16 protein-coding genes and 2 pseudogenes are annotated in these 12956 nt (G+C 69.8%); 11 read left to right on the forward strand and 7 right to left on the reverse strand.

What is annotated here, in order from left to right; translation table 11 throughout:
* Positions 1-323: 323 nt before the first annotated feature.
* Positions 324-1670 carry an alpha/beta fold hydrolase gene (locus FDO69_RS26790; RefSeq protein WP_234388118.1) on the reverse strand — a complete coding sequence of 449 codons (1347 nt, stop codon included), beginning with the start codon at positions 1668-1670 and terminating at the stop codon, positions 324-326.
* A 123-nt stretch (positions 1671-1793) separates the two neighbouring features.
* On the opposite strand from FDO69_RS26790, the gene FDO69_RS26795 reads away from it, so the two are divergent.
* Entirely contained in the window at positions 1794-2411 is a 618-nt protein-coding gene (locus tag FDO69_RS26795) for a TetR/AcrR family transcriptional regulator (RefSeq protein ID WP_104782741.1), read from the forward strand.
* Positions 2412-2453: 42 nt separating this feature from the next.
* On the opposite strand, the gene FDO69_RS26800 is transcribed toward FDO69_RS26795, so the two are convergent.
* The 3 genes and pseudogenes from FDO69_RS26800 to FDO69_RS26810 all read right to left on the reverse strand — a co-directional run.
* On the reverse strand, positions 2454-3146 hold the full coding sequence (locus FDO69_RS26800; RefSeq protein WP_104782744.1) for a class I SAM-dependent methyltransferase: 693 nt from the start codon (positions 3144-3146) through the stop codon (positions 2454-2456).
* A 91-nt stretch (positions 3147-3237) separates the two neighbouring features.
* Complete coding sequence (locus FDO69_RS26805) at positions 3238-3765, reverse strand: DUF4232 domain-containing protein (protein WP_167526691.1); 528 nt, start codon at positions 3763-3765, stop codon at positions 3238-3240.
* A gap of 226 nt (positions 3766-3991) precedes the next feature.
* Positions 3992-4302, reverse strand: a pseudogene (locus FDO69_RS26810) (DNA-binding transcriptional regulator); the annotation flags it as partial.
* On the opposite strand from FDO69_RS26810, the gene FDO69_RS26815 reads away from it, so the two are divergent.
* Positions 4290-4520 (forward strand): antibiotic biosynthesis monooxygenase family protein, encoded by a 231-nt coding sequence (locus tag FDO69_RS26815; RefSeq protein WP_199838323.1) that lies wholly within the window; start codon positions 4290-4292, stop codon positions 4518-4520. The pseudogene FDO69_RS26810 and the gene FDO69_RS26815 sit on opposite strands and share 13 nt — an antisense overlap.
* Positions 4521-4581: 61 nt before the next feature.
* On the opposite strand, the gene FDO69_RS26820 is transcribed toward FDO69_RS26815, so the two are convergent.
* A complete protein-coding gene (locus FDO69_RS26820) occupies positions 4582-4980 on the reverse strand; it encodes a YybH family protein (RefSeq protein WP_104782463.1) in 399 nt (132 codons plus the stop codon).
* A gap of 103 nt (positions 4981-5083) precedes the next feature.
* Here FDO69_RS26820 and FDO69_RS26825 point away from each other — a divergent pair, with 103 nt between their 5' ends.
* Positions 5084-5380 carry a hypothetical protein gene (locus FDO69_RS26825; RefSeq protein WP_104782465.1) on the forward strand — a complete coding sequence of 99 codons (297 nt, stop codon included), beginning with the start codon at positions 5084-5086 and terminating at the stop codon, positions 5378-5380.
* 4 nt (positions 5381-5384) lie between these two features.
* Here FDO69_RS26825 and FDO69_RS26830 read toward each other — a convergent pair whose 3' ends face one another.
* The gene (locus FDO69_RS26830; RefSeq protein ID WP_104782468.1) at positions 5385-6131 is read right to left on the reverse strand and encodes a dienelactone hydrolase family protein; all 747 of its coding nucleotides are present in this window, start codon (positions 6129-6131) and stop codon (positions 5385-5387) included.
* 109 nt (positions 6132-6240) lie between these two features.
* On the opposite strand from FDO69_RS26830, the gene FDO69_RS26835 reads away from it, so the two are divergent.
* The 5 genes from FDO69_RS26835 to FDO69_RS26855 all read left to right on the forward strand — a co-directional run bounded on the left by FDO69_RS26835 (position 6241) and on the right by FDO69_RS26855 (position 9465).
* Positions 6241-6723, forward strand: a complete 483-nt coding sequence (locus FDO69_RS26835) for a MarR family winged helix-turn-helix transcriptional regulator (RefSeq protein WP_104782470.1) — start codon at positions 6241-6243, stop codon at positions 6721-6723.
* 77 nt (positions 6724-6800) lie between these two features.
* Complete coding sequence (locus tag FDO69_RS26840) at positions 6801-7568, forward strand: class I SAM-dependent methyltransferase (protein ID WP_104782472.1); 768 nt, start codon at positions 6801-6803, stop codon at positions 7566-7568.
* Positions 7569-7666: 98 nt separating this feature from the next.
* On the forward strand, positions 7667-8374 hold the full coding sequence (locus FDO69_RS26845; RefSeq protein WP_104782475.1) for a hypothetical protein: 708 nt from the start codon (positions 7667-7669) through the stop codon (positions 8372-8374).
* A 100-nt stretch (positions 8375-8474) separates the two neighbouring features.
* Positions 8475-9005, forward strand: coding sequence for a hypothetical protein (locus tag FDO69_RS26850; protein ID WP_234388120.1), 531 nt, complete (start codon positions 8475-8477; stop codon positions 9003-9005).
* A 166-nt stretch (positions 9006-9171) separates the two neighbouring features.
* Positions 9172-9465: a hypothetical protein gene (locus FDO69_RS26855; protein ID WP_104782478.1), complete on the forward strand. Its 294-nt coding sequence runs from the start codon at positions 9172-9174 to the stop codon at positions 9463-9465.
* 33 nt (positions 9466-9498) lie between these two features.
* Here the strand turns inward: FDO69_RS26855 and FDO69_RS26860 are convergent, their stop codons facing one another.
* A complete protein-coding gene (locus FDO69_RS26860) occupies positions 9499-10074 on the reverse strand; it encodes a dihydrofolate reductase family protein (RefSeq protein WP_104782480.1) in 576 nt (191 codons plus the stop codon).
* A 255-nt stretch (positions 10075-10329) separates the two neighbouring features.
* Here FDO69_RS26860 and FDO69_RS26865 point away from each other — a divergent pair.
* The 3 genes and pseudogenes from FDO69_RS26865 (at position 10330) to FDO69_RS26875 (ending at position 12947) form a co-directional block, all read left to right on the forward strand.
* Positions 10330-10792 (forward strand): annotated as a pseudogene (locus FDO69_RS26865) (Type 1 glutamine amidotransferase-like domain-containing protein).
* Positions 10793-10878: 86 nt separating this feature from the next.
* Positions 10879-11640 (forward strand): ZIP family metal transporter, encoded by a 762-nt coding sequence (locus tag FDO69_RS26870; protein ID WP_104782483.1) that lies wholly within the window; start codon positions 10879-10881, stop codon positions 11638-11640.
* 98 nt (positions 11641-11738) lie between these two features.
* On the forward strand, positions 11739-12947 hold the full coding sequence (locus FDO69_RS26875; protein ID WP_104782485.1) for an acyltransferase family protein: 1209 nt from the start codon (positions 11739-11741) through the stop codon (positions 12945-12947).
* Positions 12948-12956: the final 9 nt, after the last annotated feature.

The raw sequence follows: 12956 nt of genomic DNA on the forward strand, positions 1-12956 counted from the left end.
CTTCATGAGGGCATCGGCGTCGCGGCAAGGGAACGGGAACAGCACACGAACCGGTCCCAGAGAGCCAGGGAGTTTTGCGGGCGCACCCGCGCAAGCAGCGAGCCAGGGTTGCACGTGACCTCACCTGGTCCGTCGCCCGGTGGAGGTCTACCCGTTCGCTCGGCGCCGGAGGGACCGGTCCATCGCCGAGTGGTCCGCACTGGAGGAACGCCGGGCGCGACAGCGGCTGCGAGCCCAAATAGGGACTGTGATGGGGCCGGTGCATACGTCATCGACGAACTCGCCCTCGTAGCCGCGGCCTCGGTGGACATCCCCTCGGCACGTCATCGGCGCAGCTCGCTCCGGCACGCATGGCCGCAGCCACACGCCACCACGGCAGCGTCGGCTTCCTGGTCCTGACCGCGGAGAAACGCGGCGATCTCGTCGCGAGTGGGACTGTTCGGCAGGGGGGCCGGCTTGTCCCGAAGGAACGTGGTGACGACCGCGGCGGCACGGTCGTTGTTGCCGTCCAGGCCGTTCCACATGTGGTGTCCGACGCAGGGCATGTACTGCGTCCGCTGGATGGCCGGGTCGTGGGCGAGGATCTCGGTCGCCCACCGGCGGACCTGCGAGGAGCACTCGGCGATCATCAGCATAGCGGGGGTCCGGGACTGCCCCAGTCGCCGTGTGATGGAGGGTGAGTCCTTGACCGTCTGCTGGACGCGGAGGCTGGCGGCGGGGCTGAAGGAGAAGTTCCGTGCGGTGTCCTCGGCGGGGATGCGGTGTGCGTCGCGCGCACAGTAGGCGGACGCAGTGTCACTGCCGAGGTCTGCGGCGGTGAAGGCGTTGGCGCCTTCGGCCTGGCCGATCAACCCGGTGTCAGGGGTGAGGAGTCCCAACCGCATGAGGCCGAAGGCCACGCCGTAGCGGGGGAGATGGGTCGATCGCGGCCCGGTCATGGCCGGCGCGAGAGCCCGTGCGGATGTGCGCCCCTTGGGCTCGGTGAGCTGTGCGGTGGGTCCGTCCATGGGGCCGGGTTCCGCGATGATCGCCCGGTGCAGGCGCGTTGCGACGCCCCGGTCGGCCAGGGCCCGGGTGAGTACGACCCCGCCTGAGGAGAATCCGAGAACGTCGGCCTTGCCCCTGCCCAGACGGTCGACGAAGGCGGCGAGATCACGGACCGACCGATCGATCGAGTACTGGCCCATGGGGAGGAGGTCGCTTCGTCCGCCGCCTGCCTGTTCGTAGGCGTAGACGTCGTGGCCCCGGCGTGCCAGGAGTTGCAGGAATCGGTGGTCGAGTACCGAGATGCCGCGGACCGGCCCGCCGTTGACGTACACCAATGGGACGGGGTGCCGGGACGCGGCGTTCGAGGGCGGGTAGTGGTACACCGCGACCCGGCTGCCCGTCTCCAGTTTCCAGTGGTGCGTCGCCACGAACGGCAGTGCGGGCGGGTACTGCCGTGCCGTCGGCACCGTCGGGATGCAGACCGTCGCGGTCAACGCCGCCGCCACAGTCACCGGCAGGAACGGCACGAGCCGGGCCGCCCGGCTGTGGCGCCGAGCCCGCCACACCGCGAGGACAGTGCCGATCCCGAGGGTCGTCGACCATGCGGCGAGCCCCGAGCAGGCGCCGTTCGTGAGGGCGATCAGCGCCAGAAAGACGACGGTCAGTGCGACGACAGCGGTCAAGGCTATGGATAAGCGCCCGGTGAAGCGCGCGAGACGTGGGACGAGTGCGGGCACGACGACCTCCAACAGTTTTGTAACGCCGTTTCAAAACTACGTTATCAAATGAGGGTTAGGGTGTCGGTCGTGGGTAGGCCGAAAACGAACGACGAGGCAGTCAGGGAACGACTTGTGGTGTGCGCGGGCGAGTTGCTGGCCACGCGGCCGCGGGAGTCGGTCACCGTCCGCGCCGTGGCCGCCGCCGCCGAGACGTCGACGACGGCGGTGTACTCCCTCTTCGGCGGCAAGGACGGGCTGATCGGCGCTGTGCGCGACCGAGCCGTCGTCGGCCTGTTCCGAGAGGTGTCCGCGGTGCCGGCCTCCGCGGACCCGCTGGCCGATCTCTACGCGCTCGCCGTCGCCTACCGTCGCTGGGGGTGCGGCCACAGCCACCTGTACACGGTGCTGTTCGGGGGTGTGCAGTCCTTCGACCCGTCAGGGGAGGTCGGTGCCGGTGACCCGATCCGTCCGCTCCTCGCGGCGATCGACCGAGCCGTGACGGAATCCGTCCTCGCCGGCGAAGCGACGTCGATCGCCCTGTCGATCTGGGCGGCGATGCACGGGGTCGTGACGCTCGAACTGGCCGGTGCCCTCGACGCCGCCACGGCCGATTCAGCCTTCAGGTCGACGGTTCACGCCACGCTGCGCGGATGGACCACGCCTGCGGTGTTCAGCAGCCTTCGCCGAGCCGAAGTCGGTCCTTGATCCGACAAGCGCGGGCGCGCTCGTGCTTGGAGCTCGGTTCCCTCAGGCGGTGCGGCGGATCAGGAGTACGTGGTCGGTGACTTCGGCGGTGCGCCCATCCGGCCCGGTCGCGATACCGCGGAGCGCGTCGGACCGCTCGACCGTCCATGTCCCCGGGGTCAGATCGATTCCGGCGGCGACCTCCCGCGGGCTCGGGTACCGGATGCCGGCATCCTGGTTCCACGACCAGGGCGCGGTCGAGCCGTGGTCGACCACCAGCAGTCGTCCGCCCGGGCGCAGCGCATGAGCGGCTGAGCGCAGGACCGTCGACCGGTCCAGTCCGAAAGGGGTGTGCAGATAGTGGGCGCAGATCAGGTCGAAGACGCCGGACGGGAACGAGATGTGCAAGTCGTGCCGTACCGCGACGACACGGTCACCCAGGCCGTGTGAGCGAGCGAGGGCCGTGAGCCGCTCGACCGCCACAGCCGAGATGTCGACCGCGGTCACGTGCCAGCCTCGGCCGGCGAGCCACAACCCGTCGCCGCCCTCACCGCATCCGAGGTCCAGCGCGTCACCGGGCGCAAGACTGAGGTCCGTCACGGCCTCGGCGAGACGCGCATTGGGTCGTGGGCCGTCGTCGGCCGGTCGGGCCGCGTAGACGTCGTCCCAGAACCTGACCGCATCGGTGGTGCTCGTGGGGCCTCCTCGTGTCGGTTGCGCCCAGTCTCGCCAGGCCTCCGCGGCTCGGCACGCGATGTTGCGGTTCCGGCAAACGCCCGTGCGGTCGAAGACGCGCCGAACCCCCGGCCGACGGCGGTGTCCGTCTGCCGGGGGAGTGTGGTGCGGGTCAGTTCGAGAAGGGAACGGCGTCGGCGGGATCGGCATGCCAGTTGGTGGCGACGGGCCGGTCGACCGTGGCGGTCTCCGGAAGGGTGAGGGTGACGGCGTTGGTCTCGTCGCCGGCGACGGACAGGTGCAGGAAGTCGAACTGCTTGCCGTGATCGCCGTTCGTGGTCTTGGGGTTGATGCCGGCGTACGCGGCGGTGGAGCCGGACAGCGTGACCCGTTCACTGACGCTGTGCTCGGCCGGCGCCACCTCGGTGTCGGCGGAGGAGCCGAAAGAGGCGGAGGGGAAGACGCCGTCCAGGTAACAGGCGATGCCGGACTTGGCCTTGGCGGTGACGAGGAAGTAGCCGCCCGCCTGCGTCTTCAGGCTGACCTTGAAGCTCAGGTCCTTGGTCGCGCAGGCCCGCACGGCGTTGCTCCGGCTGTCGGTCGTGGCCGCGGCCGTGGTGGTCGCGGCGGCGGTGACGGCCACTGCGGCGACCGCGGCCAGGGCGAGGCGGGCGGAGGGGGCGGCAAAGCGCGAACGCATCGAGATCTCCATGGTGCGAAGTGGGTTGTCCAGCGGGCTGCTTGGACGGCCTCAGCCTGTTCCGTGTTTCGTCCCGCCCGCCACAACCCGCGGTCGGTTCGGGACGCTGGAACGCTGGAACGCACGCTGACCAGCACGGAAGCCGACAGCCTGGAACGGTGTACCGGGACGCGGACGGCAGGCGGAAGCGGCCTTCGACCACCGAGCAGGCCAAAGCCGGCAGCAACCAGCCGTCGGCATCGCGTTCTGCGGCGCGCACGGCCACCGCACTGCTCAGCATTCCTCTCGCCGCTCCGGGAGAATCCGCACCCGCACGGCGATGTGATCGGTGGACGGAACCCGCGCGCAGCGTTCCCGCCGGACCCGGTCCAGATCGACCTGACTCGGGCGCTGTGCCGGTTCGGGCAGCTCTTCGGCGGCCAGGACCCGCGACGGCCGGTAGGTCCGGTCCGCGCCGGATCTCATGGCCAGCAGATACCCCCGGGCGCGTACGGTTGCCAGGCCGGTCGGATCCACGGTGCGCCATGGCCGCCGACCAGCCCGGGTTCCTCGGCGTCGATTCCGCGCGCGGTGCGAACGGCCTGGGAATCACGGTGTCGTACGGGAGGGACGCGAGCTCGATCGCCGCCTGGAGGGAACACGCGGAGCACACACTGGCCCGTGCGCGCGGCCGCGAGCCGTGGTACGCCTCGTTCTCGCTGCATGTGGCAAAGGTCGAGCGAGCCTACGGTTTCACCCGCCCGGCGGACGTGTGAGGGGCGCCGCGCGGCCCGGCTCGCCGACAGGCGCGGCGTGTGGAGGCCTCCGCGGGCGTGCTCACTCGGTCACGGTGTCGCCATGGCGGTGGACCACCCTCCACTCGCCGTCCTCACGGCGGTACACCTGGGTGGCCCGCAACGTGTAGGTGCGTGGTTCCCCGTCGACGGAGACGGAGGTGTGCTCGAGGCCGGCCGTGTACGCCATGTCTCCTGAGACGTCGTACGCCTGCAACTCGAACACGAACGACGTGCAGTCGGAAAGACTGCTCCCGAGGTTCGTGAAGAGGCTGTCCAGCTCCTCTTGCCCGTGGGCGTTGCGCCACGCACCCATGACACTCACAGGCTCGCGGCGCGACCAGAGCGCGCGGCGCAGAGCAGGATCTCCGTTGTGCAGTGCAAGCTCGGCCTCGTACAGGGCGGTCTTGACCCACTCCAGGAACTCGTCACGATCGGTCATACGCGCATCATGGGCCCGGCGTGCGGGATGCCCGCGCATTCGACCGGTTGGAGGCGGTGGTTCCACGGTCCGCGTTGTCAGTGGTGGCTGAGAGGCTGATCGGATGAACGGCGACGAGCAACTGCTACGCGGCCGGGTCTACGGCCACGACCACGACGACCCCGATCCGGGCCCGCGCTCCGGGCGGACCTATGCCCAGCTCCTCGGAGGGCCGCTGGACGGGCTGCTGCTGGACGTCACGGGCTGGACGCCGGACGAGATCGGCACCGGGGCCGCCCTGCCCACCGAACTCGGGCAGTTCCCCGGCGGCCGCGCGCTGTACGACCCGGGCCCCGGCGCACCGCGCGCACCGGGCCCCGGAGTGACGTACCGCTTCCACCACCGCGGCGACGCTCCTTGAGGCGTCAACTCTTGGCCAGGGTGCGACCGAGGAGAGGGAGCAGGCGGTCCCAGTGGCGTTGCAGCGCGGCGGGGTCGAAGGCGTCGGTGTCCGACATGGTGAAACCGTGGACGGTGCCGGGGTAGATCTCGGAGGTGTAGTCGACCCCCGCGGCCTGCAGCGCCTGATCGAGCTCGCCCAGAGCCTCGGGCGTCAGGTCGGATTCGGCGTGGCCGAGGTGCACCTCTGCGGTGATCCTGGACAGAAGGCGATGCAGGCCTTCAGGCCCCCCACCCCCCACCGGGCCGTGAAAGCCGGCGACGGCGGCCACCTGGCCGGGGTGCGCCGCGGCGGTGCGCATCGCCAGGAGGCCCCCGAAGCAGTACCCGGTCACCGCGACGGGCCCCGCCGCCACCTCGGGCCGACTGGTGAGAAATCTGAGGTAGGCGTCGGCGTCGCTCAGGACACGTTCGTCGGTGTGGGCCTCGATCAGCGGCATCAGCCGGGCGATGAGCTCGGGCCGGGCCCCTTCTCCGATGTGTCCGGGCAGTTCGATCACCGGTGCCGGGCCGTGCCGGTGGAAGACGTTCGGGACGAGGACGTAGTACCCGTGCCCGGCGAGTTCGCGGGCCATCTCCCGCAGCACCGGCCGGATGCCGAAGCCGTCCATGTACATCAGGACCCCCGGATGCCGCCCGCCCTGCTCGGGGAAGGCGGCGAAGGCGTCGGCCGGGCCGTCCGCGGTGGGGATCTGGAGTGCCTTGATGGGCAAGATCTGCCTTTCTTCGCGTCTCACTCGGTCAGCGTTAGTCGCTCTAACGGTTCAGGTTCGAGTGAACCTATATCGTTAGTCTGACTAACACAACGGTAGGGTCGGTCCCATGATCAGAGGCGAGGCCGCGGACGTCCCCGGCGACGGCGCGCAGAAGACGCCCGACAGGCTGCGTCGGCGGGCGAGCCGACTGCTGTCACAGCTGGCCGTGCGGTCGGACCGGCTGATCACCGACGGTCTGGCCCGGGACGACGCCCGCAAGTGGCACTACGCCGTGCTCGCCTCGCTGCAGGAGTACGGGCCGGCCAGCCAGGCGGAGCTGAGCAGGCGCTCCGGCATCTACCGCAGCGACATGGTGGGAGTGCTGAACGAACTGGCCGCGCGTGACCTCGTCGAGCGCTCGCCCGACCCCGGCGACCGGCGCCGCAACGTCATCACGATCTCCGCGGAGGGCCGCCGCCGGCTGCAACGGCTCGACGAGGTCCTGGACGACCTCCACGACGAACTCCTCGCACCGCTGAGCCCGGCCGAACGCGACCACTTCGTGCAGCTGCTCACCCGCCTGCTGGACCACCACACCCAACCTTCCTGAAGCCTGGCGATCGGCCTTGGTCCAGGCTGTGCAAAATCGCCACCCCCGGTGGTGCGGCTCGTGTCAGGATGCTCGGCATGCCTGATCGCGCGTTGAGCTTCGGAGTCGTGGCGGAAGCCTACGAACGGTTCAGGCCGGGATATCCAGCGGAGCTGTTCGACAGGGTGATCGGGTACGCGGGCCGTCCGGTCCGGACCGCCCTGGAGATCGGCGCCGGGACCGGCAAAGCGACCCGGCTCTTCGCCCGGCGGGGGATCGTGGTCACCGCGACGGAGCCCGACGAGTCCATGCTCGCCGAGCTGCGCAAGCATGTACCGGCCACCGTCGCGACGATGCGAGCCGCGTTCGAGGACCTGCGACCGGGCGAGCGGTACGGGCTGGTCTACGCGGCCGCCGCGCTGCACTGGACGAACCCCGAGGGCCGGTGGTCACGCATCGCCGCGCTCCTGGAGCCGGGCGGTGTGTTCGCCTCGTTCGGCGGCCCGTTCCGGCTCGCCGACCCGGCCGTGGAGGCAGCCGTTCGCACGGCGCGGGCACCGTTCCTGAAGAGCGACGAGATACCGTCGCCCGACGGGACGCCTCCGGAACAAAAGATGCAGTGGCCGGGGACCGAGCTGCAGCGGTCCCGGTGGTTCACCGACACTCAGCAGTCCACGATCGAACGGCGCTTGACGACGAGCGCGCGCGACTACATCGGGCACCTCTCCACCGTCTCGGCCTATCTCGTCCTGCCGGCCGCGGAGCGAGAGCAGGTGTTCAGCCGGATCATGCGGGTTCTTCCGGACCGGGTCGAGATGACAGCCGACATCACCCTGCATCTCGCGCGTCGGCGCTACGAGGATTGATCACGACCACACGCCGCCGGGGTTCGCCGGTGCGCCCAGAGCTTGATAGCCTGCGACCTTCGCCGGTCACCCGGTCGGAGTCCCTCGGGCAGGTTGCCATGTCCCGCCACCAGCAGCAGCTCATGACAGCGCTCGACGCCCTCGATGGCGCGTTCGCCTCGCAAGAGCCCTTCCCCGTCTCCGGGTGCACGTACTGCTACGGCGCGGAGGATCTGGCCGAACTCTCCGGGCCCCTCGACCTGATATCCGACGACCTGGTGTCCGCCGTCGCCGCAGAGGTCCCCAGCCACTGGGACGACTTCCCGCGTCTCTACCGCCGCCTCACCCCCCGCATCATCCGCGCCGCAGTCACCGGCCGACTCCATGTCGACGCGAACCTCATCGCCTCACGCCTGCGCGAGGCGGATTGGACCACCTGGGACGCGCCCTTGGCGCAGGCCCTCCACGAGGTCTGGTCCGCCTGGTGGGGAGCCACCCTGCACACCAGCCCGAGCCCCGTCTCCGTCAGGGAGACCCTCAGCCTCGTCACCGTCGCCACGGGCACCCTGCGCCCCTGGCTGGACACCTGGGCCGCCACCCGCACCCCGGCCGCCGACTCACAACTGGCCGACCTCCTCGATGACGTGTTGACCGAGTACGAGATCACCGAACTGCACATGGGCTTCTACGACGAGTACGACGCCTCCACGGAGCTGCTGAGCTGGCTCCTGAACGACGTGCGCGACCGCGCCGACGACGCCCGTCTCGATGACCCGTACATCCTCGAACACCACTGGGCAAGCACTCAGCTCGACCATGCGGGATGATTGTCCGACGGCGGCCGCTTCTCAGCAGGCACATTCGTTGTGACCATGGATGATCTCGGGAGGCATGCTCGTGTGCAGGGTGGATCATGAGGCCGCAGCGGTGACCGCGACAGCGGCTCTGACGGCGGCCTACCCACATCTGACGCAAGAGGCTGCTCCGCATCCGGCACTGGAAGGGTGCGAGGACGTCGAGTGGTCGTCCATTCCCGGCTGCCCGGTCGACGTCCCGGTCGTCCTGCGCGGCCTGCTCGATCCGGATGCGGCCGAGATGGCCGAACGAGCACTGGACTGGCTCGTGATGTCCGGACCGATGTCCATCAGTGCCACGATGCCGGCGGTCGTCCCGTACCTGCTGCGGCTGGCCGCCGATCCATCGACTCCGCGCCGCGACGAGCTGTTCGGACTCGTGCTCGTGGCCGCCGCCCTGTCCGCACCGACCGATCCGGACAGCCGGTGGGACATGGCGATCAGCGGCCCCGAGGAGGACCACCCTGAACGGGCCCTGTGCCGCGCGGCATTTGTCGCCCACGCGACATGGGTGCGGCGACTCCTGGCCGACAACGAACTGCTGGCCGGCCTTCACCTGGGCGAGGACGAGCGGACCTCGCTGATCCAGGCGGCTGGACTGTGAAGCGCGGAGCAACCCGAGCAGGCCGTCGGCCCGGCGCCCGTGCCGCGAGGTCTCCGGAACGGACGTGATGGTGGCGTGCCATCGCTCATCGGCCGTCGCAGGGTCGCCCGGGGTACGCGTATGACCGAGGCTGATAGGCGGCGCGGATCGGGGTACCTGCGTCGGCATGGCTTCGGAAACTGATCACGCTGAGTCCGTACGAGCCCTGCGGCAGCTGCGCCGGATGCGCACCTTCTACGCCGGGGGAGCCGTCCTGTGGGCCGCTTCCGCCGTGTCGGTGGGATGGGCCGACCCGGGAAGCAGGCAGATGTGGGTGTCGGTGGCGCTCCTGGTGGTGTTCGCCTCGTTGCTGGCCATGACGTCCCTGTGGCTGAGGCGTCGGCAGGCCGACCAGCCGGACGAGCCCGTACACCACGCCGCACCGCGCAGGACGGCGTGGCGTCGCCACGCCAGCGCCTGAGGGAGGCCGCCGGGACTACCGCCGCACCAGGGGTCAATGCAACGTGGGGCGGTAGACGAGCTCCTGGATGTGACCGTCGAGCGTCCGGTGCTCGACCAGCTCCAGGTCGAAGTCCGCCGCATCCCGGAAGACCGGGTCCAGCCCGGTCTGTCCGGTGATGACGGGGAAGAGCGTCACCTGCAAGCGGTCGACCAGGCCGGCGGCCATCAGCGCCCGGTTCAACGACAGGCTGCCGTGCGAACGCAGCGGCACGTCGGACTCCTGCTTCAGCCGGGCGACGACGTCGACTGCGTCACCGCTCGCGACGGTCGCGTCCGGCCAGTCGAGGGGGCCTTCGAGCGTCCTCGACACCACGGTCGTCGGCAGGTTCCTCATCCGCGTCACCCAGGGGTCCCGCACGTCGGACCCCTCGGTGCTCGTGGCGAGCATCTGCACGAAGGCCCGATAGGTGTTGGCCCCGTAGACCATCCGCTGCTCCTGGCTGTACTGGGCGAAGCGGTGGTCGAGCAGCTCGGGTCCTTGCTTGCCCCAGTAGCCGGTCCAGTTGGCGCCGGCGGCGCCGTACCCGTCGAGGCTGGAGAAGACGTCGAAGGTGTAGGTGGCGGCCATGTCGATCTCCTTGCGAGCGGTTGATCGGTGTGCGTGGGACCGGTGATCTCTTTCTCCGGGCGTTGTGCGGCGACCGTTGCACCCATGGACCCGGCGCGCTCGCAGAACTCATCGCTGTGACCACCACACGTGGTCTCGAATCCCTCGAACGGCGGAAGAGGACAACTGCCGCGACAGGGACGGGGCGGGCCGCAATCCGGTTGCCGGCGGCCCTCGTCAAACGGCACTGTGCGCCTAACTCGTTTCGCAGCGCCCATGCTTCGGGAGGCACTGGTGGTGGTCGCGACAGCTCGTCGGGTGGCTCTTCTCGGGGGAGGCTTCTCGACGGACGAGGACGGTCTGCTGGACGACTGGCTGCTCGACCACGCGAGAGGTGACCGCCCCAAGGTGTGCTTCGTCCCCACGGCCAGCGGCGACGCGCCCGCGTACATCGATCAGTTCTTGCAGGCGTTCGAGTCACGCGCGGTCGATATGCCCGCACTACGACAGCGAACCGGGACGCCGCACCTCCTACCGGGAGGCCGTGGCCGCCGGGATGCTTCCCCCCGGCTGGGCGGTGGAGGACGGGGTGGGGGCGCTGTTCGTGGGCGGACGGCTTGAGGAAGCGGTCAGTACGACACCGCAGGCCCGCCTGTACAGGGTGGAGGCAGAGGGAGACGGAGGTCACGAGGCCGGTGAGCGGGCGTTGCCGTGCCGGCTGCTCGACGGTTCCGGCTGACGCGGAGCAGGGGTGCGTTCCTGCTCGTCCAGGGGATCCGTCCGGCGACAAGGTGCCGATCACACTCTCGTGGGTACACGCGCGGCATGTCCGAGGTGATCCAAGCAGGTGGTTGGGGGCTGCTGGCAGGAAGTGCTCTCCTGCTGGGAGCGGTGATCGGCTACGGGATGCGCGTGTCGCAAAAAGTCATCGCGCTGGTGATGGCCTTCGGTGCCGGCGTGCTTCTCTCGGCCGTCTCCTTCGAACTGGTCGGCGAGGCCTACGAACAGGGCGGGCTGGGCCCGGCGGCTGTGGGGACGCTGGCCGGAGCGGCGGCCTACACGGGAGGCAATCTCTGGCTGGCCGGCCGAGGCGCTCGCCATCGCAAGCGGTCGGGCCACCACACGGACCAGACGCAGCCGTCCGAGGAGCAGCAGAGCGGCTCGGGCCTGGCGCTGGCGCTGGGCGCGCTGCTGGACGGAGTGCCCGAGTCGGCGGTGATCGGCGTCAGCCTGCTCAACGGTGGGGCAGTCAGCCTCGTGACCGTCGCGGCCGTCTTCATCAGCAACATCCCGGAAGGTCTGTCCAGCTCGGCCGGAATGAAGAAGGCCGGACGCGGCAAGGGATACGTCTTCGCCGTGTGGGGCGCCATCGCGGTCGCGAGCACCGTGTCCGCCGTCCTCGGGTACGCCGTCCTGGGCGGCTTCTCGTCCACGGTGATCGCGGGGGTGACGGCCGTGGCCGCCGGCGCGATCCTGGCCATGATCGCCGACACGATGATCCCCGAGGCGTTCCAGGAGGCTCAGCTGGCGATCGGGCTGGTCACGGTCAGCGGCTTCCTGGTCTCCTTCGCGCTGTCCCACGCCTGAGGTCACACCCTCGAACGACTCGCGTGTGCGGGTATGGTCCTCGACGACCCTCCCCGCCACCATGGGTGCCACGCATGCGAGTCGGGGGAGGACGCGGCATGGCGACGCCCACGCAATCACCGTCCGGATCATCGGAGCGGCGGCCGGAGCTGGACGCGATACGCATGCTGGTGGTGATCGGGCTGATCTTCTTCCACTCGGCACTGGTGTTCGCGACCGAGGGCGACTTCTACGTCACGAACTCCGAGACCACGGAAGTCGTCACCGTCATCGCCGGGTTCGGGGTCGTCTGGGCGATGCCGCTGTTGTTCCTGATCTCCGGCCTGGGGGCCTGGCACTCGCTTCGGCGCCGCGGCGAGGGCGCCTTCGTAGCAGAGCGCCTGCTGCGGCTGGGCGTTCCGCTGCTCCTTGCGACCGTCGTCCTGAATCCGCTGCCGCAGTGGCTGCGGCAGCGCTCGTCCGACCCCGATGACAAGGAGTCGTACCTGGACTTCCTGCCCCACTTCTTCGACGTGCACGTGGAGCTCGACGAGTTCCCCTTCCTGATACAAGGGCAGTACTTCGAGACCGGCCATCTGTGGTTCGTCGTGCTCCTGCTGACGTTCTCCCTCATGCTGGCCCCCCTCCCTCGCCGGCTGCCGCACGAACCTGCCCGACGCGCCCTGGACCGCCTGGCGGCCGCGACGCTGCTCCGCCGAGGCGTCCTGCTGATCCCGGCCCTCCTCTTCGCCGCCATCTGCGCCTTCGTCGGCATGGAGGAGGACTATGCGGGCTGGCACCGTTGGTCGTACCTGCTCTTCTTCGCCGCCGGGTTCCTCCTGGCCGCCGACGCCCGCCTGCGCACCGCCATGCGGCGTGAGGCGCGCCTGGCGGCCTGCCTCGGCGTACTGCTGTTCATCGCGGCTGCCCCCGGCTTCACCACAGCGGACGACCCCTTCACACAGACGACCCCGTCGGCCGTCGTTTCTCGTGCCCTGTTCGGGGCGGCCGGATGGTGCCTGGTCGTCGCCGTCCCAGGTCTCCTCGACCGTCCCGGACGGCGGCTGCCACAGGGGCCGGAGACGTCAGCGGATCGGACCCCGCGTCAACGCGTCCACGGCTATCTCGCCGCCGCCGTGCTGCCGCTCTACGTTCTCCACCAGCCGATCGTCGTCGCCGTCGCCTATGTCGTCGTGGGTTGGTCCGCGCCGATCGCGGTCGAGTACGTGGCGCTGGTGGCGATGTCCCTCGCCCTGACCCTGGTCGCCTACGAACTGCTGGTGCGCCGAACGCGTGTGACACGTTTCCTGTTCGGGATGCGGACCTGAATCGACGTT

Source organism: Streptomyces tibetensis (assembly GCF_007655005.1).
Lineage (GTDB): Bacteria > Actinomycetota > Actinomycetes > Streptomycetales > Streptomycetaceae > Streptomyces > Streptomyces tibetensis.